This window comes from Mesorhizobium sp. B2-4-12, from assembly GCF_006441575.1.
In the GTDB taxonomy this organism is placed as follows: domain Bacteria; phylum Pseudomonadota; class Alphaproteobacteria; order Rhizobiales; family Rhizobiaceae; genus Mesorhizobium.
Genome location: NZ_VFVC01000003.1, coordinates 1 through 25,742 on the forward strand (window position 1 = coordinate 1; position 25,742 = coordinate 25,742).

Sequence of the window (25,742 nt, forward strand, 5' to 3'; positions counted from 1 at the left end):
GTTGGTGCGTCTTTCCCGACGCACCAACCGCGCTCTCGATCTTTGAGCAGAGGACATCTTTGGACCCAATCCGCATCGACGATCCACGGGATCCACGCGTCACAGCCTATCTCGATATCCGCGAACGCGATCTCGCGGGCCGGCAAGGCCGTTTCGTCGCCGAAGGCAAGGTGGTGCTCGACCTGCTTTTGTCGTCCGGTCGCTTCGGGGCGGAATCCGTGCTGGTTCTGGAAAACCGGTTCGGCGGCCTGAAGGACATATTGCACAAGGCGCCTTCGGACCTGCCGGTCTACGTCGTCGCCGGCGCGGTCATGGACGTGATCGCCGGCTTTCACATGCATCGCGGCATCCTGGCCATCGGCCGCAAGGGAACGCCGCAGCCGGCCGGGATATTGCTGGACGCCTTGCCGGCTCAAGCCTTGGTCGTGGTGCTCGTCGGCATTGCCAATCACGACAATATGGGCTCGATCTTCCGCAACGCCGCCGCTTTCGGCGCCGATGCGGTATTGATGGATGCGACATGCTGCGATCCGCTTTATCGCAAGGCGATCCGCGTTTCGGTCGGCGCCGCGCTCAAGATCCCATTCGCCTCCTTCACCGACACGGCGGGGTTCACGGCGACGCTCGCCGAACGGGGCTTTGAACAATTCGCGCTCTCGCCCCGCGGAAAGACCGATATACGCGATGCAAGGCCAGCCGCACGCCTGGCGCTTTATCTCGGCACCGAGGGCGAAGGCCTGCCCGAAAGCCTGCTTGAGCGCCTGCGGACCGTGCGGATCACCATGTCGGAAGGCTTCGATAGCCTGAATGTCGCGGCGGCCTCAGCTATTGCGCTGGATCATTTCTCGCGTCGTTAGGCAGGCCACAACGCCGATAGCCGCACTACCGCCTCAGTTCGCGGCCGCTTTCTGCAAGGCCCGCACACGGTCGGCGAGGCTGCGGTCGCCGCTATCGGACCGGCTGTCCGTCGGCGCTGCCAGCGCCTTGGCGATCGGCGAGTCAGGTCCTTCGAGCTTCGCCGTCAGGTGGACGACTTCGGCCGCCAGCTCGTTCATCTGCTCGCGCAGCGCGGCGCTGCCATTCGTCGACCCTGACGATGCCGTGGCAGCGAGATCCGCCTTCAGCCGCTTGTTCTCACGCGCCAGCGCCGTCAGCCTGGCCTCCAGCCGTTCGCGATCACTGTCGAGCTTGGCGATCGCCCGGTCCACGTCGTCGCGCCTGCTGGCCTCGTCATGCCGGTCCGCTTCATCCGGCTTGCCGACCAGCCGCAAGGCCGGCGCGCCGTCCTCGGTCTTCGTTTTTTCACGCAGCCGGGCCAATTCCTTTTCGCGGCGATCGAGCTTGTCTTCGCGGTCGGCGAGTGTCGCGAGCAGCCGTTCAACCTTCTTGTCGAGTTCCGCCGCCCTCTTCTTCTCGGCCTTCAGGGCATCGCGCACAGCTTTGCTTTCAGCCGCGATCTCCTGATGGCGCCGGTCTGCATCCTTGCGCTGGCCGCGCAGCAGCGCAATGTCGCTGGCGAGCTTCTGCAACTCGGATTCGCGCGCCACGAGTTCGATCTGGCGGCTGCTGGAGGAGAAGCTGGCGTCATCATACATGAGCTCCAGCTTTTCGAACTCGAGCGCCCGCTTCTCCAGCTTGCGTTCGGTCTCCTTGAGCCGCTCCGAAAGCTGATGCAATTCCTCCTCGCGCTGGCGCAGCGCCTCGTTCTTGGCGCCGAGTTCGGCGAGCGCCTGATTCTTGTCCGTGCGCTCGACCGCCAGCCCCTTCAACGCCTCGCGGCCGCGATTGATCTCGACGAGTTGTTCGGCCGCCTTCTCGCGTAGCGCCTTGACGTTCATTTCGAGGCGGCGCGTGGTCATGGCATACTCGGCGCGGATCCGGTCCTTGTCGGCCTGGATCTCGGATTTCGTCAACGGGATCGAGGCTTCGATGCGCCTGCGGGTCAGCGTGACGGCGCGCCGCCAGACGGCCGGAGCCACGATCAGCGCCAGAAAGCCGGCACAGAGAAAGCCGAGGGCGAAGAACAGGACTGACTGAACCAAAGGACCACCCGCTATTGGCGGCAACCGCCTGAACTGGACCGCATCATACTGGCATGGCGGAAATCCGGCGCTGCGGCAAGGTCTTGCCACAGCGCATTGGGCACGGGCCTACAAATCCCATCGAAAAGCCGGCTTTGCGATCACGACGAGTTGGGATCAGAAGGGGTTCCAGGTCGCCCGCTCGGTCAGCTTCAGGTAGCCGAGATTGACGCCGAGCCTGGCGCCGACACCGGTGCGGATCGGCACCAGAAGCACATTGTTGTTTTTCAGCACGTTGAAGCCGATACCCGCCACCACATAGGCCGAACCGGCCACACCGCCATAGCGGTTGTAGAGGTTGCCGACATCGTCGAGATTGTAGACCAGCATCATCACCCGGGACCCCTCGCCGCCGAAATCCCAGCCCAGCGACGGGCCTTGCCAGAACACTTTGTGATCGCCGGCATTCTTGGTGTAGAGCGTACCTTCGCCATAGGTCAGGCCACCGATCAGAGCGCCCGACCCTTCCTCACCAAGCAGATAGCCATTGGGCAGCCCGTAAGAAGCGAAGATTTTCTCGATGACCGTGGCGAGCCCGCCCGATGTCGCGCCGAAGAACTTGTGGCCGGAATCGATAATCTCCTGAGCGGTGTATTCCTGGGCTCGCAGGGCTGAAGTCGAGAAGACGAGAACGCCCATGAGCGTGATCGCCATTGTAAGGACGCGGAGGAAACTCCGGTCATAGAATCGGGAAAACATGCTTCCAATCTCCGTCATGGAGCACTTTCGCCGACGCCTCGCACCCGGTCCGGCTCTTTAGGCGGCCGTTAAGGATGACTGTTAGGGGCAAACTATGCCGTAATTCTTTTTCAACCATTAACTCCCACAGGAAGATGGCGGTTCGAAGGCTGACTTTGAGGCGCGCCCGGCGCTGGCAGCCGGCGCGAACACGCCATTTGGCCCGACGACAATTTTGGATTTGTTGCTGTACATACGAGTGCTGTGTATTCAGAAAGCCTCGGGTTGGAGCGTGATTCGTGTGGGCAGGCGCGACAATCGATCGCTCGGCCACGAATTGTGGAATTTTGCAGGGATTTTCACCGATGGCCGATCTGTTCACCCTTTCCGCCCCTGACCTGGCGGCGCTTCTGTGCAGCCGCGTCTGCCACGACATCATCTCGCCGGTCGGCGCGATCAACAACGGGCTTGAACTGCTCGACGAAGGCGGCGCCGACGAAGACGCCATGCGGCTCATCCGCCAGAGCGCCAGGAATGCCTCGGCCCGCCTGCAGTTCGCCCGCATCGCCTTCGGCGCGGCCGGTTCTGCTGGAATGCTGATCGACACTGGCGACGCCGAAGCGGTTGCCATTGCTTTCCTCAAGAATGAAAAGCCGGAACTGACCTGGAAAGGGACCCGCGCGCTGCTGCCCAAGAACAAGGTCAAGCTTCTGCTCAACCTGATTCTGGTTGCCAATGCCGCCATTCCGCGCGGCGGCAAGCTGGTCGTGACCCTCGAGAATCTCGAAACCGAGCCGCGCTTTTCCCTTTCGGCAAGCGGGCCGATGCTGCGCGTGCCGCCCAAATTCCTCGAATTGCATTCCGGGCACAAGCCGGAAGAGCCGATCGATGCGCATTCGGTGCAGCCCTATTACACGCTGCTTCTGGCTCGTGAGGCCGGCATGACGATATCGATCCATGCGACGGCGGAAGAAATCGTGCTTTCGGTAGCCTGAGTACCCGGCCGGTTTGACGGGAGCGCAAAGTATTTCAGCGGCGAAATATTGCCGTGACAGCTCGACCGGAAGCGTTAAGCTTTTCCTAAGGGGCAGCATCCAAGCATCCGCAAAGAAAAGCCAGCCGGATGGCATCTTTGCAAAAATTTTACCCAAAGGCTTTTCGGCTTCTTTACCGGATCGGTCTAGGGTGCACGCCAGGTGCCCCGACACGACCGGATTGCCCCAGGGCAAAGAGGACCCGGAAAAATGAAACGCTGCATGTTCGTCGACGATTCAAGCGTCATCAGGAAAGTTGCAAAACGCATCCTGGGCGGTTCCGACATGGTGGTCATCGAGGCAGCCAGCGGGCTTGACGCGCTGGAGATGTGCGCCGCCGATATGCCCGACATCATCGTCGTCGACGGCGCCCTGCCGGATGTGCAGGCGGTTGACCTCATCCGCCGCGTGCGCGCCATGGAAAGCCCGATAAAGCCGCAGATCCTGATCTCGCTGGTCGAGCTCGATATCGCGTCGATCATGCGGGCCAAGCGCGCCGGCGCCCAGGGCTATCTGCTGAAGCCCTTCAATCGCCCGCAGCTGCTCGAGCGCTTCCGCACGCTGAAGATCGCCGCCTGATACGGCAGCAGCCCACCCTTAGTGCCGATCCCACCTATCACCGGCTAAGGACGCAAAAAACCCGGCCGGAGCCGGGTTTTTTGTCGAATTGGATATTCGGACGGCGCTCGCCGCTCAGGCGCTGACGCGGATGTCTTCGGGCTCGCGCAGCACATAGCCGCGGCCCCAGACCGTCTCGATGTAGTTCTGGCCACCGGACGCGGCATCGAGCTTCTTGCGCAGCTTGCAGATGAAGACGTCGATGATCTTCAGTTCCGGCTCGTCCATGCCGCCATAGAGGTGGTTGAGGAACATTTCCTTGGTGAGCGTGGTGCCCTTGCGCAGCGAGAGCAGCTCCAGCATCTGGTATTCCTTGCCGGTGAGGTGCACGCGCTGGCCGCCGACTTCGACGGTCTTGGCGTCAAGGTTGACCACCAGGTCGCCAGTGGTGATGACCGACTGGGCGTGACCTTTGGAGCGCCGCACGATGGCGTGGATGCGCGCCACCAGCTCGTCCTTATGGAACGGCTTGGTCATATAGTCGTCGGCGCCGAAACCGAGGCCGCGCACCTTGTCCTCGATGCCGGCCATGCCGGAAAGGATGAGGATGGGCGTCTTCACCTTGGAGAGGCGGAGCGTTCTCAAGACCTCGTAGCCGGACATATCGGGCAGGTTGAGGTCGAGAAGGATGATGTCATAGTCGTAGAGCTTGCCCAGATCGACGCCCTCTTCACCGAGGTCGGTCGTATAGACGTTGAAACTTTCCGATTTCAGCATCAGCTCGATGCTTTGTGCGGTTGCACTGTCATCTTCTATCAGCAGAACACGCATTTCATTCCCCTTTTCTGCCGCCGGACCATTTCACGACCCGTCCTGAACCCGGAGCAGTGGTTGCCTTTGCAGAGGCTGCCATCGAATGGTTAACAAAACCTAATTTCTCGTCCATGACGGTATCAGATTTTTTAACCTCTTGCTACACCCTCTTGAATCCAATAATGAATCACGGACCCAAATTCCTAATGCAACACATTAACAACCTGGACTAAGCGACTCTAGGGACTCATCGACGCGCCTTCGCTTCGGCGGCCGGAATTTTTACCCGGCCTTAAGCCCTGACCCGTATGATTAACAATGCCCGTAAACGAATGGTTACCGTCGGCAAAAAACTTTAGGGTTTTGTTTCCCATAGTGCGGGGAAAGCCGGTGGACACGGGCAGAGCTTGGGCCTTTCCAAGTGGTTTGGACGATATGTGCGGGTGTGCGTTTCCGGGAGTACCGAATCATGAAGTCACGTGAAAACCTCGTTCGGCTGAAACAGTTTCAGGTGAATGAGAAGCGGCGGCAGCTGCTGCAGCTCGACATGATGATCGCCGAGTTCGAGCGCATGGCTGTCGAACTGGAGCTTCAGATCACCGCCGAGGAAAAGAAAGCCGGCATCACCGACATCAATCATTTCGCCTATCCGACCTTCGCCAAGGCGGCGCGCTTGCGCCGCGACAACCTCAGAAACTCGCAGAGCGACCTCGCCCAACAGCGAAGCACTGCCGAATCATTACTCGGCGAAGCTGAAGCGGAGCTTTCCAAGGCTGAAATGCTGGAATCGCGCGACACCAAGATCCGCGACGCCGAAACCGGCGGCCGCAGCGCGATGATCGGCTGAACCGGCCGACCATATCGTCGAGCGCGCCCGCCGGCGCGCGGCTCCGCGCGGTTCTCGAGCGGCGACTTCGAACCGGCTCCGGCCGAATTGCCGCGGAAGATTTCCGATCTAAGCGGCCCATTCCCCTTCATTCGCGGCAATCGCCTTTGCACGGGCATCCTTGATGTCCGGCGTGTGCTGTTCGGCCCATGACCTGATCTGGGTGAGCAGCCCCGCCAGGTTCTGGCCAAGCTCGGTCAATTCATATTCGACGCGCGGCGGAATGACGGCAAAAACCTCGCGCCGCACAAGGCCGTCACGCTCCAGCACGCGCAGCGTCTGCGTCAGCATCTTGGGCGTAATGCCTTCGAGCTTGCGGGCAAGCTCGCCATTGCGGTGACGGCCTTTGCGCAGCGCGCAGACCACCAGATACACCCATTTGCTGGCCAGCATTTCGAGCACGGTGTGCGAAGGACAAGTCCGCCGGAACGCGTCATAGCCGAAGGGGGTGTCAAGGTCACTATCCATGAGGTGCCTATATATCGAAAAGGTGCATACTGGACAAGAGAACATTACTTTCCAAATGATAGTGGCACCATACCAGCAGGAGACATCCCATGCGTGCCGTTATCCAGAATTCCGTTGGCGGACCCGACGTGCTCGTCATTGCCGATCAGCCAGATCCGACGCCGAAGGCGGGCGAAGTGCTGGTCCGCGTCCGGGCAGCCGGCATCAATCCGGTCGATGGCGCCGTGCGCGCCGGCCGTTATAAGCTGCTTGGCGAACCGCCCTTCATCCTCGGCTGGGATATTTCCGGAACGGTCGAGACACTGGGGCCTGGTGTCATCGGCCTTAAGGTCGGCGACGAGGTGTTCGGCATGCCGCGCTTCCCCAAGCAGGCGGCGGCTTATGCCGAGCTGGCGGCCGTGCCCGCCAATGAGATAGCGTTGAAGCCGAAGAGCGCCGACCACCCCCAGGCCGGCGCATTGCCGCTGGCCGGCCTCACCGCCTGGCAAGGCCTTGTCCGCCATGGTGGGCTGAAATCCGGCCAGCGCGTGCTGGTGCATGCGGGTGCCGGCGGCGTCGGCCATCTGGCGGTGCAGATCGCCAAGGCGCGCGGCGCCTGGGTCGCCTCGACGGCCAGCCCTGACAAGCTCGACTTTGTCCGCAAGCTCGGCGCCGACGAGGTGATCGACTACACCAGCGGTGATTTCGCTGAGAAAGTTCGTGACGTCGACCTGGTGCTGGAGACGGTGGGCGGTGACCAGACCGAGCGCTCGTTGAAAGTGCTCAGGCGCGGCGGCGTGCTGGTGTCGCTGCTCAATGTCAGCGATGCCGCGAAGGCGAAGGCCAGCGCTGAGGGCATCCGGGTCGAGCGCATGTCGGTCGTGCCCGACCGCGAAGCCCTCCTGGAACTCGGCCGGTTGATCGATGCCGGAAAGCTCACCGTCCATGTGGCGAAGCGCTTTCCGCTTGAGCAGGCCGGTGCCGCCCACGCTTTCCTGGCCACCAAGCCGATTGGCAAGGTGGTGCTGGCGGTCTGACCGCCAGAAGGCGCGCTTCCAGGAATGAAGAATCGCGATGGAAAACAAAAGAGCGCGGAGTCCGCGCCCTTTTTCCAAACTCTCTACAGTCAGTGCCGGTATTGCTGGATGCGCGTGGTGCGCAGCCCGGCGAGGCCGTATTCGTCGATCGACGCCTGCCAGGACAGGAATTCCTCGGTGGTCAGCTTGTAACGCTGGCATGCCTCTTCGAGACTCAAAAGCCCGCCGCGCACCGCCGCAACCACTTCCGCCTTGCGCCGGATAACCCAGCGACGCGTGTTCGTCGGCGGCAGATCGGCGATCGTAAGTGGGCTGCCGTCGGGCCCGATAACATATTTAACTCTAGGTCTAACCAGATCGGTCATCGTACTCTCTACAAAAACATCAAAGACCCAATCCCCGCCACGTTACCGCCACAGCTTTAAAAATTGCCTAAGCAGTCCGTAATGACTAGGTAAGGATCGTGAACGCGGCGTTAGTCTTTTCGCAAGCATTTGAAACATCCGGCTGCAAGCCTTGAATCGGCTGGGGAAACCTGTCCGCTCCCGGCATTGGCCAGTCCAGTGAATCGCCCCGCAGCTGGCGCCGTGGGAAAGCTTGACCTATATTCTCGACATTGGCATTCAGGCGTCGCGCAGAATGAAAGCATCATGAACAGTCTCGATCTTCCCGGACGTCCCGAAAACACCCGCATCGTCGTCGCCATGTCGGGCGGCGTGGATTCGTCCGTGGTCGCCGGCCTGCTGAAGCGCGAGGGCTATGATGTCGTCGGCGTCACCTTGCAGCTTTACGATCATGGTGCTGCGACCCACCGGGCCGGCTCCTGCTGCGCCGGGCAGGACATCGACGATGCCCGCCGCGTCTCCGAGACACTGGGCATTCCCCACTATGTGCTCGATTACGAGGAGCGCTTCCGCAAGGCCGTCATCGATCCCTTTGCCGAAAGCTATGTCGCCGGCGAGACCCCGATACCTTGCGTCTCCTGCAACCAGACGGTGAAGTTCGCCGATCTCCTGGCCACCGCCAAGGAGCTGGGCGCCGATGCGCTCGCCACTGGCCACTATATCCGCTCCGGCGCCAATGGCGCACACCGTGCGCTGTTCCGGCCGGTCGATGCCGACCGCGACCAGAGTTATTTCCTGTTCGCCACCACGCAGGCGCAGATCGACTATCTGCGCTTTCCGCTCGGTGGCCTGTCGAAGCCGCAGGTCCGCGCCATTGCCGAGGAGATGGGGCTCACGGTGGCCGCCAAGCAGGACAGCCAAGACATCTGCTTCGTGCCGCAGGGAAAATATTCCGACATTATCGCCAAGCTGAAGCCGGCGGCCGCCAATCCGGGCGACATCGTCCACATCGACGGCCGCGTGCTTGGCCGCCATGAAGGCATCCTGCGCTACACGATCGGCCAGCGCCGCGGCATCGGCATCGCGTCCGGCGAGCCGCTCTATGTCGTCCATCTCGACGCCGAACGGGCGCGCGTCGTGGTCGGTCCGCGCGAGGCGCTGGAGACGCACAAGATCTACCTGCGCAACATGAACTGGCTTGGCGACGGACCTCTGGCCGATGTCCCCGCCGGCGGCCTCGAGCTGTTCGCCAAGGTGCGCTCGACCAGGCCGCCACGCCCCGCGGTGCTGCGCCATGAGGCCGGCGTGACCTCGGTCGAACTGGCCGATGGCGAGTCCGGCATCGCGCCCGGACAGGCTTGCGTGCTCTATTCCGACGACGGCAACGAGGCCCGCGTCTTCGGCGGCGGCTTCATCGAGCGTTCCGAGCGCGGCGCAGAGGCCGAAGCCATGCTGAGCCGGCTTGCCGCGCAGCCTGCGCAGGTTCCCGCCGAATAGGATTCTATCCTCTCAAAGGCCGTGCGAAATCCGCTCTGGCCGCCAGGGTAGAATTTCCAAACGGTCTCAGGATCTGGACTTGGTGTGGGTGACCGTGCCCGCCGTCAGGATGCGCAGCACCCTGATCGCTTCCTCGCCGCTGGTGCGCGGTTCGGCCCGCGTCTCGATGCACTGGATGAAATGCTCCAGCTCGCGCGTCAGCGGCATGCCTTGCGCGACCGCGACATAGGAGGGCTCGTTGGTGGTGAACGCCCATTGGCCGCTGTCCTGCCAGACCGCGTGGCGATAGACGGCAAGCTTGCGTTCCCACGGCTCGACATCGTCGAACACCGCCATCGCCTTGGTGCCGACCACGGTCAGCCGCCGCTCGCGATAGGGGTTGAGCCGCGACGTGAAAAGATGGCTGCGCAAGCCGTTGGGAAAGCGCATGTGCAGATGCGCGAAATCGCTGAGGCTATCGAGCAGCGCCGCGCCCTCGCCGCGCACCTCGATCGGCTCCGTGCCGGTGATGGCGAGGATCATCGACAGATCGTGCGGCGCCAAGTCCCAAAGCGCATCGTTCTCGGTATGAAACTTGCCGAGGCCGAGCCGGTGCGAATGGATGTAGCGGACCTCGCCGAGCTCGCCTTTGTCGATCAGCCCCTTCAGCGTCTCGAAGGCGGGGTGGAAACGTAGGACATGGCCGACCATGAAGACGCGGCCATTGTCCTTGGCCGCTTGCACCGAGCGCTCCGCGTCCGGCACCGTCAGCGCGATCGGCTTTTCCACCAGCACGTCCTTGCCGCTCTCGACGGCGCGCACGGAAAGATCGGCATGGAACTGCGGCGGCAAGGCCATGACGATGGCGTCGATATCGTCGCGAACGAACAGCTGGTCGGGCTGGATCGCCAGGCAGTCCTGTTCGCTGGCAAAGCCTTCGGCGCGGGCCCGGTTGGCGTCGGAAACCGCATGCAGCGCGCCGAGCGCCTTGAGGGTGCGGATATGGTTGCTGCCCCAGTATCCGCAACCGAGGACTGCAATGCGCGGCTTCATCTGTTTCAAACTCTAAAAACTCGTGGCCGAGACATAGCGACGTGCCTCTTCGAACTCAACCCCGGCGGTTGCAACCAAATGGCCACGCGGCAAAGCTTTTTCCGCAATGAGAATATGCGCCGATATAGAATGCTTCGAAGCTTGACAGGCTCGCCCTCGCAATCTTATATCCGCGCGACCTTGGCGAACGCCTCGAACTGCCTTTCGATTGAAAGCGGATTTCAGGCCTTCTGCCGCCCTGGCGGGGTAGCTCAGTTGGTTAGAGCACGGGAATCATAATCCTGGGGTCGGGGGTTCAAGTCCCTCTCCCGCTACCAACCTACTTATAAGCTATTGAAACCACAATAAAAACATGAGCCTTTGGTGGCGCCCTGTCCGGAAAATCTTCAATGATTTCAGGGCCGAGCCTGCTACCTTGTGGTGCCAACGAACGTCGCAAATGCGCCCGAAGCGGTCTTTGGAGAGCAGATGTTCTGATGTCGCCTTTGGGCCGGAAGCGGACTTGCAGCTTCAAAGCTCGGAATGTCGAAAGCGGACCTTCATGTACCCTTGGAGCGTCGACGTGAATTGACCCAGAGCGGCCGCCGCCCCTCAGCGAGGCTGACCGTCGTACAAGGCGTTGAGTCCCCGCGTTCAATAGCGCGCACGGAACGAGCAAGCAGCGCCAAGAGCCGTCGTTCTCGAAAGGCAACAACGAGAGACCGCTTCGGCGCATTGCTGACATCGCGCTATCCCGCATTGCACAATTTCGCAGCTTGGCGATATTGAGGCATGGTCCGATCCTCGCTCACCGTCCTGGTCATCGACGAAAACCGCATCCGAGCCTCGATCATCGAGGCCGGCTTGCGCGAGGCCGGGCATGAGCGGGTCACCGTCATCCATGATGTCGTCGGCATTGCGCGGCACATCGCCGAGATCGAGCCGGATGTCATCGTCATCGACCTCGAAAACCCGAACCGTGACATGCTGGAGAACATGTTCCAGCTGTCGCGCGCGGTGAAGCGGCCGATCGCCATGTTCGTCGACCGTTCCGACCAGGCCTCGATCGAAGCGGCGGTCGAGGCGGGCGTATCGGCCTATGTCGTCGATGGCCTCAGGCAGGAGCGCGTCAAGCCGATCCTCGACATGGCGGTGAGCCGCTTCAACGCCTTCTCGCGCATGGCGCGCGAGCTGGAAGAAGCGCGCAGCGAACTCGAGAACCGCAAGCTGATCGACCGCGCCAAGGGCATATTGATGAAGTCGCGCGGCCTGACGGAAGAGGCCGCCTACACGCTGCTTCGCAAGACAGCGATGAACCAGAACCGCAAGATCAGCGAGATCGCCCAGAGCCTGGTGACAGCCGCAGGGCTGCTGGGACCGGCGGAGGACGAATGAGCATGGGCGCTGCGTACCAGATCACCGCCGGCTTCATGCCGCTTTTCGACAGCGCCGTGCTGGTGGCGGCCGGCGAGCTCGGCTTTGCCGCGCGCGAGGGCATAGACCTGACGCTGCATCGCGAGACCTCCTGGGCCAACATCCGTGACCGCATCGCCATCGGCCATTTCGATGTCGCCCATATGCTGGGGCCGATGCCGCTCGCCTGCAATCTCGGACTGAGCCCGCTCGCTTCCGAGACCATAGTGCCCTTCTCGCTGGGGCTTGGCGGCAATTGCGTCACCATTGCCAACGCCGTCTGGGCCGGCATGGCGGCGCATGGCGCCGTATCGGATCTCGATCCGGCACGCGCCGGAGCAGCACTCGGCGCCTTTATCCGCGAGCGCGCGGCCGCTGGCCGCGAGCCGCTTCGCTTCGCCGTCGTGCACCCGCATTCGGGACACAATTACGAACTGCGCTACTGGCTTGCCGCCTGTGGCGTCGATCCCCGGCGCGAGATCGAAATCGTCATCGTGCCACCGCCTTTCATGGCCGACGCGTTGGCCGCCGGCCGCATTGACGGCTACTGCGTCGGCGAACCCTGGAACAGCGCTGCGGTTGCCGTCGGCACCGGCCATATCGTCACCGTCAAGGCGCAGATATGGCGCAACAGCCCGGAAAAGGTGCTCGGCGCGCGCAAGGCCTGGGCGGAGCAAAATCCCGAGGCACTGGCCGCACTTTTGCGCGCGCTGCATCACGCGGCGCGCTGGTGCCAGGACCCGGCGAACCATGGCGAATTGGCCGCTGTGATGGCACAGCCAGGCTTCCTCGGCCTGCCGCCGGCGGTGCAGATGCCGGTTCTGACCGGCCATCTCCCGTTGGGCGGCGGCGCGGTGCGGCGTGTCGAGGATTTCTTCGTGCCCTTCGACAAGGCGGCGAACTTTCCCTGGAAGAGCCATGCGCTGTGGTTCTACACACAGATGGTGCGCTGGGGGCAGTCGGCGCATACGCCGCAAAACCTGGCCATTGCCCGCGACTGCTACCGGCCCGACCTCTACCGCGCGGCGCTGAAGCCGCTCGGCGTGGCGCTGCCCGGCGCCAACGCCAAGGTCGAGGGCGCGCTGAAGGCCGCGACGCCGGTCGGTTCGGCAGGGGCGAGCCTCGTGCTCGGCCCCGACGGTTTCTTCGATGGCCAGATCTTCGATCCCGACGAGATCGAAGACTACATTGCAAGCCAAAGGTCGGCTCCGTCGCAGGCCTGATCATTTCCGTGGCATTCTTGTGCATTGCACAAAAATTGTGCGCTTGGTTGCGCCATTGACCAATGTTTGAACTGCATACTGCGTCGGCAGAAACGTTAGCCGTGACCGATTGTTATTGATTCTACAGAGTTTTTTCATCCCAACAGAAACTGGCACGGTTCCTGCTTTGAAGTAGCCGAGCCCTTCTTGGGCAAAGTAATCGGCGTCCAATGGCGGGCGCCACAGGCAAAGCTGCCGCTCAGGTCACGACGCGATCCCGGATGTACGGACGCGCGAGGCCTGGCCGGCAGCTTTTTTGTTTTGGACCCGAACACGCAATCGACGGTGCCGACCCAAGCGGCGGCCGGCCGGAGACAATGATGACCAAACGGATCGGAATAACATCTTTCAAGGATTTCGCCCGCCGCGACTTCCTGCTGAGCAGCGCGCTGACGGCCGCGCTCGTTGCCGCGGCGCTGTTTCTGTTTCCCAATGAGCCCAAAACCACGGTCACGCGCCCCGTGGTGACTGCACAAGCCCCGTCGCGCTGACCGCGCGCTTCTCATCAACGCAATGCGCGGCGCCTCCCACGCCGCAAACCGGAGCCGACGATGACCGCAAATCTCCCAGCCACCTCCAGCCAGGACAACACCCCGCGGCAAGCACTCGTGATGTCCACCATCGCCTTCACCGTCTGCTTCGCGGTGTGGACGATCTTTTCCATCATCGGCGTGCGCATAAAACAGGAGCTCGGACTGAACGAGACGGAATTCGGCCTGCTGGTCGGTACGCCGATCCTCACCGGCTCGCTGGTGCGCATGGTGCTCGGCGTGTGGACCGACCGCTTTGGCGGGCGGCTTGTCTATACCGCAACCATGCTTGCGGCGGCGGTTGCAACCTTCCTGCTCGCCTTTGCGCATACTTACGGGCAGATGCTGGTCGCGGCGCTCGGCGTCGGGCTCGCGGGCGGGTCTTTTGCCGTCGGTGTCGCCTATGTCTCGCGCTTCTTCCCGTCCGGCAAGCAGGGCACCGCGCTCGGCATTTTCGGTGTCGGCAACGTCGGCGCCGCAGTCACCAAATTCCTAGCGCCGTTCGTCCTGCTCGCCTGGGGTTGGCAGTCGGTGGCGCTGATCTGGGCGGCGGCACTCGTCGTCATGGCGGCCATCTTCTGGTTCACGACCGGCGACGATCCGGTCATCCGTGAGCGCCGTGCCGGCAAGGCAGCAGCTGTGAGAGGTTTCTGGCAGGAATTTGCCCCGCTGAAGAACCTGCAGGTCTGGCGCTTCGCCTTCTACTACTTCTTCTCCTTCGGCGCGTTCGTCGCGCTGTCGCTGTGGCTGCCGCGTTATCTGATCGGCGTCTACGGCTTCGGCATCGCCACCGCCGGCATGATCGGCGCAGCCTATTCCATCCCTGCGAGCGTCTTCCGCGCCTATGGCGGCGTGCTCTCCGACCGCATCGGCGCGCGCACCGTGCTCTACTGGACCTTTACCGTGTGTGCCGTCGCCGCCCTCGTTCTGTCTCTCCCCTCGGCAGACTATGTGGTGCGCGGCATCAGCGGGCCGATCGCCTTCCATTTCGAGATCGGCCCGCTCGCCTTCATTGCCGTTGCCAGCGTGCTCGGCTTCTTCATGAGCCTCGGCAAGGCGGCGGTCTACAAGCACATCCCGGCCTACTATCCGCAGAGTGTCGGCGCAGTCGGCGGCGTTGTCGGCATGATCGGCGGGCTCGGCGGCTTCATCCTGCCGATCGCCTTCGGTGCGCTGAACGATCTCACCGGCGTCTGGTCGAGCTGCTTCATGCTGCTCTTCGTGATCGTCGTTTCCTGCCTGGCCTGGATGCATTTCAGCATCCGGCGCATGGAGCGCGCGGCAGCCGCCAGTGCTTCAAGCCTTTCCTACGCGGCAGAGTGACAGCGGAGCGGATCACGACATGACCGAGAAACTCGTCATCATCGGCAACGGCATGGCCCCCGGGCGCATGCTGGAGCATCTGCTGGAAAAGGCGCCCGGCCGCTACCAGGTCACCATCTTCAACGCCGAGCCCCGGGTGAACTACGATCGCATCATGCTGTCGCCGGTTCTGTCGGGCGAAAAGGCCTATGAGGAAATCATCATCCATGGCGACGGCTGGTACATCAAGAACGGCATCACCCTCTACAAGGGCCACCGAATCGTCACCATCGACCGCCCGGCGAGGACCGTCACTTCGGACCATGGCGTCACCGAGCCCTATGACAAGCTCGTCATCGCCACCGGCTCGGTGCCGTTCATCATTCCGGTGCCCGGGCACAACCTGCCGGGCGTGCTGACCTATCGCGACCTCGACGATGTCCGGGCGATGATGCTGGCCGCACAGTCGCGGGCCAAGGCGGTGGTTATCGGCGGCGGCCTGCTGGGGCTCGAGGCAGCAGCCGGCCTCAACGCACAGGGCATGGATGTCACAGTGCTGCATGTCATGCCGACGCTGATGGAGCGCCAGCTCGATCCCGCCGCCGGCTATCTCCTGCAGCGCGCGGTCGAAGAGCGTGGCATCAAGGTCATCACCAAGGCCAACACGCAAGCGATCACGGGCAACGGCAAGGTCGAACAGGTCGAGCTCGCCGACGGCACCATCATTCCGGCAACACTGGTGGTGATGGCTGTCGGCATCCGCCCGAATGCGGCGATCGCCAAGGAGGCGGGCATTGCCATCAATCGCGGCATCGTCGTCGATGCCGGGATGCGCAGCAACGACCCCGACATCTACGCCATCGGCGAATGCGCCGAGGTCAACGGCATGGTCTACGGGCTGGTGGCGCCGCTCTATGAGATGGCGCGCGTCGCAGCCTCCCAGCTTGCCGGCGACGAGACCGCCGCCTTCGTCCACATGGACACGCCGACCAAGCTCAAGGTCACCGGCATCGAGCTGTTCTCGCTCGGCGACTTCGCCGACGGCGACGACCGCCAGGAGATCGTGCTGCGCGATGCATCGGCCGGCGTCTACAAACGCCTGGTGCTGAAGGATGACCGCATCATCGGCACAGTGCTTTACGGTGAGACAGCCGATGGCGCCTGGTTCAACGATCTCAAGAAGAAGCAGACCGACATATCGGAGATGCGCGACACGTTGATCTTCGGCCAGTCCTACCAGGGGGGTGCCCCGCTGGACCCTATGGCGGCCGTTGCAGCCTTGCCGGATGATGCGGAAATCTGCGGCTGCAACGGCGTTTGTAAAAGCAAGATCACCACAGCGATTATGGCCAAGGGCCTGACCTCGCTCGACGATGTGCGCGCCCACACCAAGGCGTCGGCGTCCTGCGGCTCCTGCACCGGGCTGGTCGAGAAGCTGATGGTGCTGACCGTCGGCGACAAGTACAATCCCGCCGCCGTGCAGCCGATGTGTGCCTGCACCTCGCTCGGTCATGACGAGGTGCGCCGGCTGATCAAGGCCAAGGGGCTGAAGACGATTCCGGCCGTCATGCAGGAGCTGGAATGGAAGACCTCCTGCGGCTGCGCCAAATGCCGGCCCCCGCTCAATTACTACCTCGTCTGCGACTGGCCGGACGAATATGCCGACGACTACCAATCGCGCTTCATCAACGAGCGCGTCCATGCCAACATCCAGAAAGACGGCACCTATTCGGTGGTGCCGCGCATGTGGGGCGGGGTGACCAACGCCGCGGAACTGCGTGCCATCGCCAATGTCGTCGACAAGTTCGAGATCCCGATGGTCAAGGTCACCGGCGGCCAGCGCATCGACATGCTGGGCATCCGTAAGGAGGACCTGCCGGCGGTGTGGGCCGATCTCGGCAAGGCCGGCTTCATCTCCGGCCATGCCTATGCCAAGGGGCTGCGCACGGTGAAGACCTGCGTCGGTTCCGACTGGTGCCGTTTCGGCACGCAGGATTCGACAGGGCTCGGCATCCGCATCGAAAAATTCATGTGGGGTTCGTGGACGCCGGCCAAGGTCAAGATGGCGGTGTCGGGCTGTCCGAGGAATTGCGCCGAGGCGACCTGCAAGGACGTCGGGGTCATCTGCGTCGACAGTGGCTACGAGATTCATTTTGCTGGTGCCGCCGGCCTCGACATCAAGGGCACCGAAGTGCTCGGCATGGTCAGGACCGAGGACGAAGCGCTGCAGCATATCGTGGCGCTGACGCAGATGTACCGCGAGCAGGGCCGCTATCTCGAGCGCATCTACAAATGGGCCAAGCGCATCGGCATCGCCGAGATCAAGCGCCAGATCATGGACGATGCGGACAAGCGCCAGGCCTATTACGAGCGCTTCGTCTTTTCCCAGAAATTCGCCCAGGTCGATCCGTGGTCGGAGCGCGTCTCCGGCAAGGACAAGCACGAATTCCGGCCGATGGCTTCGGTTGGATTTGCGCAGGCGGCGGAGTGACAATCATGGAGTGGATCGCTATCGGCACGCTCTCCGACATCCCGCGCCGCGGCGCGCGCTGTGTCGCGACGCCACAAGGCAAGATTGCCGTCTTTCGCACCGCAGACGACGCGGTCTTCGCCATCGACGACCATTGCCCACACAAGGGCGGGCCGCTGAGCCAAGGCATCGTGCATGGCGCGGCGGTAACCTGTCCCTTGCACAATTGGGTGATCTCGCTGGAGACAGGCAAGGCGGTCGGCGCCGACGAGGGCGCGGTGCGCACTATCCAGGTGAAGACCGAGGACGGACAGTTGTTCATCGCGCTGGCAGCGCTGGCGAGCCGCGCGGCCTGAACCCATGGAAATCGACGCAGCGCGCGAGGTGAGTACCACTTGCCCCTATTGCGGGGTGGGTTGCGGCGTGCTGGCGAAGGTCGCCACGGATGGACAAGTCACCGTCCGTGGCGACCCCGACCATCCCGCTAATTTCGGCAGGCTCTGTTCCAAGGGCTCCGCACTGGCCGAGACCATTGGCCTCGACGACAGGCTGCTCCATCCCGAAATCCACGGCCGGCGCGCGGGCTGGGATGAAGCACTCAACCTTGTCGCCTCGACCTTTTCGCAAACCATCGCTGAGCATGGTCCTGATGCGGTGGCCTTCTATGTCTCGGGCCAGTTACTGACCGAGGATTATTACCTCGCCAACAAGCTGATGAAAGGCTTCATCGGCTCGGCCAACATCGACACCAATTCACGCCTCTGCATGGCCTCCTCCGTCGCCGGCCACCGCCGCGCCTTCGGCGCCGACACCGTGCCCGGCACCTACGAGGATCTCGAACTCGCCGACCTGATCGTTCTGGTCGGCTCCAACCTCGCCTGGTGCCATCCCGTGCTCTACCAGCGCATTGCCGCGGCGCGGGAAAAGCGGCCTGACATGAAGATCGTGCTGGTCGATCCGCGCCGCACCATGACCTCCGATATCGCCGACATGCATCTGGCCATCGCGCCGGATGGTGACGTCGCGTTGTTCACCGGGCTGCTTGCTCATCTCGGCCAGCAAAATGCGCTGGACCGCGCCTACATCACCACGCACACGACCGGCTTCGGGCAGGCGCTTTTTGCGGCCTCGGCGCTCGACCTTGCCGCCGTCGCCGCCGCCACGGGCCTGAGCGAGGAAGAGCTCGTCCGTTTCTACAGCCTGTTCGCCGCGACGCAGAAGACCGTCACTGTCTACAGCCAGGGCGTCAACCAGTCGACGTCGGGCACCGACAAGGTCAACGCCATCATCAACTGCCATCTTGCCACCGGCCGCATCGGCAAGCCGGGGACAGGACCGTTCTCGGTGACCGGCCAGCCCAATGCCATGGGCGGCCGCGAAGTTGGCGGCCTGGCCAATATGCTCGCTGCTCATATGGAGATCGAAAACCCCGAGCATCGTGAGCGGGTGCGGCGTTTCTGGAAGGCGCCCGCCGTCGCCCACAAACCCGGCCTGAAGGCGGTCGACATGTTCGAGGCGGTGGCCGACGGGCGCATCAAGGCACTGTGGATCATAGCCACCAACCCGGTCGATTCCATGCCGGATGCCGATGCCGTCGAAGCCGCGATCAAGGCATGCCCATTCGTCGTGGTTTCGGATGTACTGGCAGAGACCGACACAGTGCGTCACGCCCATGTATCCCTGCCGGCCACCGCCTGGGGCGAAAAGGACGGTACGGTCACCAATTCCGAACGCCGCATCTCGCGCCAGCGCGCTTTTTTGGCCGCGCCCGGCGAGGCGCGGTCGGATTGGCGGATTATCGTCGAGGTGGCGAAACGGATGGGTTTTGACGAGGCGTTTTCGCATGAGACCCCGGCGGAAGTTTTTGTCGAACATGCCGCGCTGTCGGGGTTCGAAAATGATGGCGAGCGTGATTTCGATATCGGCGCTTATGCTGCGATCGATGTTGAGGACTACGACGCGCTAGCGCCATTTCAATGGCCAACGCCGCGCCAAAGCACCCTAACCAGCACACGTTTCTTCACCAACGGCAATTTCTACACCCCCGACCGCAAAGCGCGCTTCATCGCTATTCGCGCCGCGACGGAAGTCCGCACCACCGCCGACTACCCGCTCATCCTCAACACTGGCCGCATCCGCGACCACTGGCACACCATGACGCGGACGGGTAAAAGCCCGCGCCTGTCACAGCACATCGCCGAGCCGTTTGTCGAAATCCATCCCGCGGATGCGCTGCACCACGGCTTCGGCGACGCCGATATCGTGCGGATTTCCAGCCCGCGCGGCGACGTGCTGGTCCGCGCCCTGATCACGCCCCGACAGCGTCGGGGCAGCGTCTTCGCACCGATGCACTGGACCGATCAGTTTGCAGCAAAAGGCCGGCTCGACGTGCTCACCGCGCCGCTCACTGACCCAATCTCAGGCCAGCCGGCGCTAAAACACGTCGCGGCCCGCATCGAGAAATTTGCCGCCAAGGTCTTTGGTTTTGCCGTGACACGGCAACGACCCGAAGCGATCAGTGCCGACTATTGGGCAGCAGCCCGCTGCAAGGGCGGATGGCGGGTCGAACTGGCCTTTGCCGACGCCGCTGCCGACTGGACTGCCTTCGCCGGGTCACTCTTCGATGCCCCCTTGGCCGAAATGCTCGCCTATCACGACCGGGACGCCGGCCAGCACCGCATCGCCGCCTTCGACGGTGAGCGCCTCGTGGGCGCCTTTTTCGTTGCGCCCGCTCCGGTCGCGGTGTCGCGCAGCTGGGCTGTTGAACAATTGGAAGCGACCCACGCCAGCCAGCGCGACCGCTTCACGATCGTCGCCGGCCGCGCCGGTGTCGAACGGCCCGATGCCGGTGCCACCGTCTGCTCCTGTTTCAACATCGGAGCCAACCAGATCGTTGCAGCGGTGGCGGCCGGTTGCACCACCGTCGAAGCCATCGGCGGGGCGCTGAAGGCCGGCACCAATTGCGGCTCCTGCCGTGCAGAGATTCGTGTCATCCTCGGGGCAGCAAGATTTCAGGCAGCGGAGTGAGAGTTGCTGGGTGCTGCCAACTGTCGGTGGCGAGTGGTCGGTTGCGAAGCAAGTTAGGCAAATGCTGCTCCTGCGACATCGCGACCTCCAGAGTGGCCACCAAAATTGTCTGCTTTGGGCAATAGGCACAGTCGCCCTTACGACCGACATGCTGAAGGGTTTCGGGTGCCGTGAGGCGTACGAAAGCCTCTCATGCAGGAACCCGCGGGCCACAGTTGATGGCTATGGGGATTTTAGTTTGCGGCTGATGTCGGCGATGGCGTGACCGCCCCCGCTAGGCGACGCGGTGGACACGGATGGACCGCTCAGTGAAGCCTCCGCACAGCCTTGTAGCCTCTGCGCGCTGGGACAGCCGGGCATCGAGGCAACTACCGTCAGATACGCGCCATTGTCGCGACACGGGCCGACGAAGTCTGTCGCTTGATCGCGCATCCTATGCGCGCTCCGCTACCAACGCTTCGCCGACATCCGCAAGCGAGGCATTCGACCTTTGATCCCTCCGGCTATGGCCGACTAGATTAGACCTTTGCAGTTGGTGATGACGCGTGGTTGTAACTGCGCACAACGTTGCGCACCGCTTCCACCATCAGCGCTTTTGGAGTCGCTTTCACCTTGCCCGCCGCAACCGCGGGATAGAGCGTGCCGAGATACTGGCTGATCAGCGTCTCGGGGATTGGGCGGCCGTCCAGCCGCTGAAGCAGGGCGTCGACCGCCGCCGATGCCTGCGGATGGGGCCAGTAATAGCGGATGCGGTCGCTGTAGGAGAAATGGCGCTGCAGGCGCTGTTCCTGCGCATCGCCATGATAGTATTTATCCCAGTTCCTGGGCTCGGCCAGCAACAGCCGTTCCATCTTGCCGCGCAGAGTTTCCTCCTCCGGCAGACGGTCCAGGAAGGCCGCGATCTGGTCGAGGCCATACAGCGCCTCGCGCAGCGCGAAGGTCAGGCCCGGGCCAACCTTGAGGATCGCGAAGCCGTCGCGAACCAAAGCGGAAAGCGCCTCCTGCGGCTGATAATCGGTCGAATGTGCCTCGAAGACGAATTGCGGCATCTGCTTGAGGACGCCGCGCAAGGCGACAGCCTTGGCACCGTCGTAGACGACGACATTCTCGTTGCCGAATTCGACGCCCGGCTGCACCACCGCGCCGATGGCGCGGGAGAAGGCATCCTGAAGCCCGAGCGCGGCGAAGGCCCGGCGGTGAACCTCGATGGTTTCGAGCGCGGCTTCCGGCTTGGTGAGTTCCAGGTGATCGAGCGCCTCCATCGCCCCACCGGGGATCGGCACCTCGGTGCCGACGATGTAGACCGGCAGGTCGTAGCCGGCTTTGGCCGCCGCCCTTTCGGCGACCTTCGCCAGGCGCGCGGCGCGCACGGCGGTCAGGGCGTCGGGCAGCGCCACCGGCTCACCCGCGCAACCCATCGACGTGTCGAGATGGATCTTCGTAAAGCCTGCCCGCACAAAGGCATCCATCATGACTTCGGCGCGCTGCATCGCTTCCTCGGCCGGGAGATGCTTCCATGGGTTAGGCCCCAGGTGATCGCCTCCTAGAATCAGGCGCCCGGCGTCAAATCCCAGCCGAGCGGCAATGGCCTCGACGAAACGGCGGAAGTCGGCGGGCGTCATGCCGGTATAACCGCCTTCCTGGTTGACCTGATTGCAGGTGGCTTCGATCAGCACCGGTGAGCCGGTCGCGATTCCCTCCAGGAGAGCGGCCTCCACGACGAGCGGATGCGCGGAACAGATCGAGGTGATGCCGCTACGCTGTCCGCTCGCGTGGCGTGCGGGCAGGCCGCTCAGGATGTCGGTGCTCATGCCGGAACTCCATGCTCGTTCAGAAACGCTTCGATTTCGCCCATGGTGGACGTGCCTTCCATCGGCCCTTTGACACTTACCGCCCGCGCGCCGGTGGCGTTGGCGACGATCAACGCCTTGCGCGGTTCCATGCCGCGCAGCCAGCACGTCACAAAGGCCGCGCCAAAACTATCGCCGGCGCCGGTCGGGTCGACTTCCTCCACCTTGAACGCCGGAGCGAAGGCTTCGCCAGACCTGTCGAAGTAGCTGGCGCCCTGCGCGCCACGCTTGACCACCACGGCCTTGATGCCGCGGTCGAGCAGGTCCGCGACCGCGGCCTTCTCGTCGGTCGATTTGGTAAAAAGGAAGATTTCCTGGCCGCTCGGCATGAACAGGTCGGTATTCTCCAGCGCATGGGCGAGTGCTTCACGCATGCCGGGCAGTTCGAGCATTTCCTTGCGGATGTTGGGGTCGAAGGAAACCGTGCCGCCCTTGGCCTTGATGCGCGAGGTGGTCTCGAAGATGGCGGTGACGATGCCGTCGAAGAACAGCGCCGAGCCCATGATATGCAGGTGGTCGGCGCCGTCGATGAGCCTTTCCGCCTCCGACGTGAGGCCGATGGCGCTGCAGGCGCTGTGGCGGATGTTGTAGATGAAGTCGCGATTACCGTCCGGCCGGTAGCGCACGAAGGCGCTGCCGGTGGCCGCGGTTGGATGGATGCCAATGGCCGAGACATCGACGCCGTCACGGCGCAAACGCTCGACGTTGAGCGTGCCGAAATCGTCCTTGCCGACAGTGCTGACGATGCCGCAGGGTTGGCCGAGCTTCGCCGCCTGATCGATGAAGATCGCCGGCGCGCCGGAGGCGAAGGGGCCGACGAGTTGAATCGGGGCGGTGAAGCCATGGCCCGGTTCGACGGCCATGATCTCGACGAGGATCTCGCCTATCGTGATGATCTTCTTCATGTTTCACCCAATCACGTGCTGGCGGACTTGCTGCGCACATCGAGCCAGACGGCTACGAGAATGACAACGCCCTTGACGATGAGCTGGAAGAAGTAAGGGACCGACAACATGTTCATGCCGTTGTTGATGACCCCGATGATGAGAGCGCCGAGAATGGTGCCGATCATCGTGCCGACGCCGCCGGCAAGCGAGGTGCCACCCAGGACCACGGCGGCGATGGCGTCGAGCTCGTAGCCCATGCCGGCGTTGGTCTGAGCCGAGGACAGGCGCGAGGAGAGAAGTATGCCGCTGATCGCGGCCATGACGCCCGAGATCATGAAGACGATGATCTTGACGCGGTCGACGCGGATGCCGGAATAGATCGCCGCCTCTCTGTTGCCGCCGGTCAGGTAGATCTGCCGCCCGAAGATCGACTTGGACAGCACGACGTGGTTGATCACGAACAGGACGGCCATGATCCAGATGATGATCGGGATGCCCAGCCAGCTGTCGGCGCCGATCGAGAGCCATGCCTCGTTGTCGATCATTGCCGGCGCGCCATTGGTCGGCAGGCTGACCGCGCCGCGGTAGATGCCCATCGTTGCTACCGTCACGATGAAGGATGGTAGCATAAGTTTGGCCGACAACGCGCCGTTGAGCGCGCCCATCAGCGCGCCGGCAGCCAAGGTCAGGAGCACCGTCGGCAGGAAACCGAAGCCCATGCCGAAGGCTTGCGCGGCCACCATGCCGGCGACGGCGATGATGGAGCCGATGGACAGGTCGATGTCGCCCAGCAGGATGACATAGGTCATGCCGTAGGCTGCGACCGCAATGACGGCCACCTGCTGCACGATGTTCATGAAATTGTTGAAGGCCAGGAAGCGCGGGTTCAGCACCGAGAACACGACGCAGAGCACGGCCAGGGAGATGATGATGCCGCCATATTGGCGCACCATCGGCGACCTGAGAAACGAGCGGCGGACCTCGGCATCCGCGGCCTTCTTCTGAATGTCTTGGACGTTGCTCATGCGTGCATCCCCGCTGCGTAGTTCATGACGGTTTCCGGTGTGAGGCCATCGGCTTCGAGCACGGCGGCCATGTGCTTGTTATGCATCACCACGACGCGGTCGCTGAGGCCCAGAACTTCAGGAAGCTCCGAGGAAACCATCAGGATCGCGGCGCCGTTGGCGGCAAGCTCGCGAATAATGCGGTAGATCTCGAATTTGGCGCCGACATCGACGCCGCGGGTCGGCTCGTCCAGGATCAGCACCCGCGGCTTGATCAAGAGCCATTTGGCCAGCACGATCTTCTGCTGGTTGCCACCGCTCAGCGAGCCGGCAATGGTGTCGATCGATGCGGTCTTGATGGCCAGGCGTCGCACCTCGCTCCTGGCGGCCTCGCGCTCGGCCGAACTGCGCATCAGGCCGAGAGGCCCCGCAAGCTGGCCGAGCGCCACCATGTTGATGTTGCGCTCCACGCTATGAGGCAGCACCAGGCCTTCTTCCTTGCGGTTCTCGGTCACGAAAGCGATGCCGTTGCGGATCGCCTCCGTCGGAGAGGCAAGCGCCAGCGGTTTGCCGTCAAGGACGATTTCGCCCTGCGGCTGGTACATGCCGAACAGAGCCTTCATGACATCGGAGCGGCCTGAGCCGACGAGGCCGAACAGACCGACGACTTCGCCGGGTTTGACGTCGATCGAGACATCCCGAAACTTGCCCGGAACGGTGAGATTCCTGGTCGCCAGCATCGCAGGCGTTTCAGCAGCGGGACGCGGCGCCTGGCGCGGTGGGTAGATGTTGTTCATCTCGCGTCCGACCATCAGGGCGATCAGCCGGTCGATGCTGGTCTGGCTCTTCTCGGTGGTGGTCACATACTCGCCGTCGCGCACGACGGTGATGTCATCGGACAGCCGCATGATCTCTTCCATGCGGTGCGAGATGTAGATGACGGCCTTGCCGCGCGCCTTCAGCCGGTCGATGATCGTGAACAGGATCTCGGCCTCGCTGTCCGAAAGCGACGAGGTCGGCTCATCGAGGATGATCACGTCGGCGGGCAGGCTGAGGCCCTTGGCGATCTCCACAAGCTGGCGCTGGGCGATCGAAAGGTCGCCGAGCTTGGCTCGTACGTCGACCGGCAGGCCGAGGTCGCGGATGAGCTGTTGGGCGGCCGCATTCAACTCGCGGTCGCGGATGAAGCCGAAATGGCTCGGCTCGTGGCTGGCGAAAATATTCTCCGCTACCGACAAGTTGCGGCAAAGGCTGAGTTCCTGGAAGACGATGGAAATGCCGTGCGCGCGGGCGTCGCGGGGATCTTGCGGCACATAGGGTTTTCCGTTCAGGACGATGCTGCCTGACGTAGGCTTGAAGACACCGGCAAGGATCTTCATCAGGGTGGACTTGCCGGCACCGTTTTCACCGAGCAACGTGTGCACGCGCCCACGCCGCACGGTCAGGTTCATACGCTTGAGCGCCACGATCGGGCCGAATGATTTCGCGATATCGCGAATTTCGAGCACCGTGTCGGCGGCGCGCGACGTGTCGACATCGGCATTTGGGTTGATGACTGTCACGAGTTGTTCCTCCCTGCCTTGCGGCTCGCCCGCCGGTGGCATGGCGAGC

The 25,742-nt window shown here is 63.0% G+C and carries 23 protein-coding genes and 1 tRNA gene; 14 read left to right on the plus strand and 10 right to left on the minus strand.

Annotated features, from left to right (window positions below; translation table 11 throughout):
• The first annotated feature begins 59 nt into the window (after positions 1–59).
• Complete coding sequence (locus tag FJ934_RS02535; protein WP_140607086.1) at positions 60–857, plus strand: RNA methyltransferase; 798 nt, start codon at positions 60–62, stop codon at positions 855–857.
• Positions 858–890: 33 nt separating this feature from the next.
• Here FJ934_RS02535 and FJ934_RS02540 read toward each other — a convergent pair whose 3' ends face one another.
• Both FJ934_RS02540 and FJ934_RS02545 read right to left on the minus strand, forming a co-directional pair.
• The gene (locus FJ934_RS02540) at positions 891–2,042 is read right to left on the minus strand and encodes a hypothetical protein (RefSeq protein WP_140607087.1); all 1,152 of its coding nucleotides are present in this window, start codon (positions 2,040–2,042) and stop codon (positions 891–893) included.
• A gap of 156 nt (positions 2,043–2,198) precedes the next feature.
• The gene (locus FJ934_RS02545; RefSeq protein WP_246671414.1) at positions 2,199–2,735 is read right to left on the minus strand and encodes an EipA family protein; all 537 of its coding nucleotides are present in this window, start codon (positions 2,733–2,735) and stop codon (positions 2,199–2,201) included.
• 389 nt (positions 2,736–3,124) lie between these two features.
• On the opposite strand from FJ934_RS02545, the gene FJ934_RS02550 reads away from it, so the two are divergent.
• Together FJ934_RS02550 and FJ934_RS02555 are read left to right on the plus strand one after the other, a co-directional pair.
• Positions 3,125–3,754, plus strand: coding sequence for a histidine phosphotransferase family protein (locus tag FJ934_RS02550; RefSeq protein WP_140607089.1), 630 nt, complete (start codon positions 3,125–3,127; stop codon positions 3,752–3,754).
• Between the two features lie 249 nt (positions 3,755–4,003).
• On the plus strand, positions 4,004–4,372 hold the full coding sequence (locus FJ934_RS02555; protein ID WP_140607090.1) for a response regulator: 369 nt from the start codon (positions 4,004–4,006) through the stop codon (positions 4,370–4,372).
• A 114-nt stretch (positions 4,373–4,486) separates the two neighbouring features.
• On the opposite strand, the gene ctrA is transcribed toward FJ934_RS02555, so the two are convergent.
• Entirely contained in the window at positions 4,487–5,182 is a 696-nt protein-coding gene (gene ctrA / locus FJ934_RS02560) for a cell cycle two-component system response regulator CtrA (RefSeq protein ID WP_006203583.1), read from the minus strand.
• A 451-nt stretch (positions 5,183–5,633) separates the two neighbouring features.
• On the opposite strand from ctrA, the gene FJ934_RS02565 reads away from it, so the two are divergent.
• The gene (locus tag FJ934_RS02565) at positions 5,634–6,011 is read left to right on the plus strand and encodes a flagellar export protein FliJ (protein WP_140607091.1); all 378 of its coding nucleotides are present in this window, start codon (positions 5,634–5,636) and stop codon (positions 6,009–6,011) included.
• A gap of 108 nt (positions 6,012–6,119) precedes the next feature.
• Here FJ934_RS02565 and FJ934_RS02570 read toward each other — a convergent pair whose 3' ends face one another.
• Entirely contained in the window at positions 6,120–6,518 is a 399-nt protein-coding gene (locus tag FJ934_RS02570; protein ID WP_140607092.1) for a helix-turn-helix domain-containing protein, read from the minus strand.
• Between the two features lie 89 nt (positions 6,519–6,607).
• Between FJ934_RS02570 and FJ934_RS02575 the strand changes: the two genes are divergently transcribed.
• Positions 6,608–7,534 (plus strand): NADP-dependent oxidoreductase, encoded by a 927-nt coding sequence (locus tag FJ934_RS02575; protein WP_140607093.1) that lies wholly within the window; start codon positions 6,608–6,610, stop codon positions 7,532–7,534.
• Between the two features lie 89 nt (positions 7,535–7,623).
• On the opposite strand, the gene FJ934_RS02580 is transcribed toward FJ934_RS02575, so the two are convergent.
• On the minus strand, positions 7,624–7,899 hold the full coding sequence (locus tag FJ934_RS02580) for a DUF1153 domain-containing protein (RefSeq protein ID WP_006203587.1): 276 nt from the start codon (positions 7,897–7,899) through the stop codon (positions 7,624–7,626).
• Between the two features lie 285 nt (positions 7,900–8,184).
• On the opposite strand from FJ934_RS02580, the gene mnmA reads away from it, so the two are divergent.
• Positions 8,185–9,375, plus strand: coding sequence for a tRNA 2-thiouridine(34) synthase MnmA (mnmA, locus tag FJ934_RS02585; protein ID WP_140607094.1), 1,191 nt, complete (start codon positions 8,185–8,187; stop codon positions 9,373–9,375).
• A 66-nt stretch (positions 9,376–9,441) separates the two neighbouring features.
• Here the strand turns inward: mnmA and FJ934_RS02590 are convergent, their stop codons facing one another.
• A complete protein-coding gene (locus FJ934_RS02590; protein WP_140607095.1) occupies positions 9,442–10,407 on the minus strand; it encodes a Gfo/Idh/MocA family oxidoreductase in 966 nt (321 codons plus the stop codon).
• 240 nt (positions 10,408–10,647) lie between these two features.
• Between FJ934_RS02590 and FJ934_RS02595 the strand changes: the two genes are divergently transcribed.
• The 8 genes from FJ934_RS02595 to FJ934_RS02625 all read left to right on the plus strand — a co-directional run bounded on the left by FJ934_RS02595 (position 10,648) and on the right by FJ934_RS02625 (position 20,390).
• Positions 10,648–10,724: transfer RNA gene (locus FJ934_RS02595), tRNA-Met, on the plus strand.
• A gap of 454 nt (positions 10,725–11,178) precedes the next feature.
• Positions 11,179–11,781 carry an ANTAR domain-containing response regulator gene (locus FJ934_RS02600; RefSeq protein WP_140607096.1) on the plus strand — a complete coding sequence of 201 codons (603 nt, stop codon included), beginning with the start codon at positions 11,179–11,181 and terminating at the stop codon, positions 11,779–11,781.
• 2 nt (positions 11,782–11,783) lie between these two features.
• The gene (locus FJ934_RS02605) at positions 11,784–13,022 is read left to right on the plus strand and encodes a CmpA/NrtA family ABC transporter substrate-binding protein (RefSeq protein WP_181165498.1); all 1,239 of its coding nucleotides are present in this window, start codon (positions 11,784–11,786) and stop codon (positions 13,020–13,022) included.
• Positions 13,023–13,381: 359 nt separating this feature from the next.
• Positions 13,382–13,552 (plus strand): hypothetical protein, encoded by a 171-nt coding sequence (locus FJ934_RS27890; RefSeq protein ID WP_181165486.1) that lies wholly within the window; start codon positions 13,382–13,384, stop codon positions 13,550–13,552.
• Between the two features lie 60 nt (positions 13,553–13,612).
• A complete protein-coding gene (locus tag FJ934_RS02610; RefSeq protein ID WP_140607098.1) occupies positions 13,613–14,914 on the plus strand; it encodes a nitrate/nitrite transporter in 1,302 nt (433 codons plus the stop codon).
• Between the two features lie 19 nt (positions 14,915–14,933).
• Complete coding sequence (gene nirB, locus FJ934_RS02615; protein WP_140607099.1) at positions 14,934–17,384, plus strand: nitrite reductase large subunit NirB; 2,451 nt, start codon at positions 14,934–14,936, stop codon at positions 17,382–17,384.
• A gap of 5 nt (positions 17,385–17,389) precedes the next feature.
• Complete coding sequence (gene nirD / locus FJ934_RS02620; RefSeq protein ID WP_140607100.1) at positions 17,390–17,719, plus strand: nitrite reductase small subunit NirD; 330 nt, start codon at positions 17,390–17,392, stop codon at positions 17,717–17,719.
• Positions 17,720–17,723: 4 nt separating this feature from the next.
• Positions 17,724–20,390, plus strand: a complete 2,667-nt coding sequence (locus FJ934_RS02625) for a nitrate reductase (RefSeq protein ID WP_140607101.1) — start codon at positions 17,724–17,726, stop codon at positions 20,388–20,390.
• A gap of 518 nt (positions 20,391–20,908) precedes the next feature.
• Here the strand turns inward: FJ934_RS02625 and FJ934_RS02630 are convergent.
• The 4 genes from FJ934_RS02630 to FJ934_RS02645 are packed head-to-tail and all read right to left on the minus strand — an operon-like array spanning position 20,909 to position 25,693.
• Positions 20,909–22,201, minus strand: coding sequence for a D-tagatose-bisphosphate aldolase, class II, non-catalytic subunit (locus tag FJ934_RS02630; RefSeq protein ID WP_140607102.1), 1,293 nt, complete (start codon positions 22,199–22,201; stop codon positions 20,909–20,911).
• The gene (locus tag FJ934_RS02635; RefSeq protein WP_140607103.1) at positions 22,198–23,145 is read right to left on the minus strand and encodes a sugar kinase; all 948 of its coding nucleotides are present in this window, start codon (positions 23,143–23,145) and stop codon (positions 22,198–22,200) included. The genes FJ934_RS02630 and FJ934_RS02635 overlap by 4 nt, the downstream gene beginning before the upstream one ends.
• Positions 23,146–23,156: 11 nt before the next feature.
• Positions 23,157–24,152 (minus strand): ribose ABC transporter permease, encoded by a 996-nt coding sequence (locus tag FJ934_RS02640; protein ID WP_140607104.1) that lies wholly within the window; start codon positions 24,150–24,152, stop codon positions 23,157–23,159.
• The gene (locus FJ934_RS02645; RefSeq protein ID WP_246671415.1) at positions 24,149–25,693 is read right to left on the minus strand and encodes a sugar ABC transporter ATP-binding protein; all 1,545 of its coding nucleotides are present in this window, start codon (positions 25,691–25,693) and stop codon (positions 24,149–24,151) included. Before FJ934_RS02645 ends, FJ934_RS02640 begins: the two co-directional genes overlap by 4 nt.
• Positions 25,694–25,742 lie beyond the last annotated feature (49 nt).

Excerpts from the sequence above, each read along its gene's own strand:
- FJ934_RS02545 (WP_246671414.1), bottom strand. The coding sequence starts at position 2,735 with ATGGCGATCACGCTCATGGGCGTTCTCGTCTTCTCGACTTCAGCCCTG.
- FJ934_RS02550 (WP_140607089.1), top strand. The coding sequence starts at position 3,125 with ATGGCCGATCTGTTCACCCTTTCCGCCCCTGACCTGGCGGCGCTTCTG.
- FJ934_RS02555 (WP_140607090.1), top strand. The coding sequence starts at position 4,004 with ATGAAACGCTGCATGTTCGTCGACGATTCAAGCGTCATCAGGAAAGTT.
- ctrA (WP_006203583.1), bottom strand. The coding sequence starts at position 5,182 with ATGCGTGTTCTGCTGATAGAAGATGACAGTGCAACCGCACAAAGCATC.
- FJ934_RS02565 (WP_140607091.1), top strand. The coding sequence starts at position 5,634 with ATGAAGTCACGTGAAAACCTCGTTCGGCTGAAACAGTTTCAGGTGAAT.
- FJ934_RS02570 (WP_140607092.1), bottom strand. The coding sequence starts at position 6,518 with ATGGATAGTGACCTTGACACCCCCTTCGGCTATGACGCGTTCCGGCGG.
- FJ934_RS02575 (WP_140607093.1), top strand. The coding sequence starts at position 6,608 with ATGCGTGCCGTTATCCAGAATTCCGTTGGCGGACCCGACGTGCTCGTC.
- FJ934_RS02580 (WP_006203587.1), bottom strand. The coding sequence starts at position 7,899 with ATGACCGATCTGGTTAGACCTAGAGTTAAATATGTTATCGGGCCCGAC.
- mnmA (WP_140607094.1), top strand. The coding sequence starts at position 8,185 with ATGAACAGTCTCGATCTTCCCGGACGTCCCGAAAACACCCGCATCGTC.
- FJ934_RS02590 (WP_140607095.1), bottom strand. The coding sequence starts at position 10,407 with ATGAAGCCGCGCATTGCAGTCCTCGGTTGCGGATACTGGGGCAGCAAC.
- FJ934_RS02600 (WP_140607096.1), top strand. The coding sequence starts at position 11,179 with ATGGTCCGATCCTCGCTCACCGTCCTGGTCATCGACGAAAACCGCATC.
- FJ934_RS02605 (WP_181165498.1), top strand. The coding sequence starts at position 11,784 with ATGGGCGCTGCGTACCAGATCACCGCCGGCTTCATGCCGCTTTTCGAC.
- FJ934_RS27890 (WP_181165486.1), top strand. The coding sequence starts at position 13,382 with ATGACCAAACGGATCGGAATAACATCTTTCAAGGATTTCGCCCGCCGC.
- FJ934_RS02610 (WP_140607098.1), top strand. The coding sequence starts at position 13,613 with ATGACCGCAAATCTCCCAGCCACCTCCAGCCAGGACAACACCCCGCGG.
- nirB (WP_140607099.1), top strand. The coding sequence starts at position 14,934 with ATGACCGAGAAACTCGTCATCATCGGCAACGGCATGGCCCCCGGGCGC.
- nirD (WP_140607100.1), top strand. The coding sequence starts at position 17,390 with ATGGAGTGGATCGCTATCGGCACGCTCTCCGACATCCCGCGCCGCGGC.
- FJ934_RS02625 (WP_140607101.1), top strand. The coding sequence starts at position 17,724 with ATGGAAATCGACGCAGCGCGCGAGGTGAGTACCACTTGCCCCTATTGC.
- FJ934_RS02630 (WP_140607102.1), bottom strand. The coding sequence starts at position 22,201 with ATGAGCACCGACATCCTGAGCGGCCTGCCCGCACGCCACGCGAGCGGA.
- FJ934_RS02635 (WP_140607103.1), bottom strand. The coding sequence starts at position 23,145 with ATGAAGAAGATCATCACGATAGGCGAGATCCTCGTCGAGATCATGGCC.
- FJ934_RS02640 (WP_140607104.1), bottom strand. The coding sequence starts at position 24,152 with ATGAGCAACGTCCAAGACATTCAGAAGAAGGCCGCGGATGCCGAGGTC.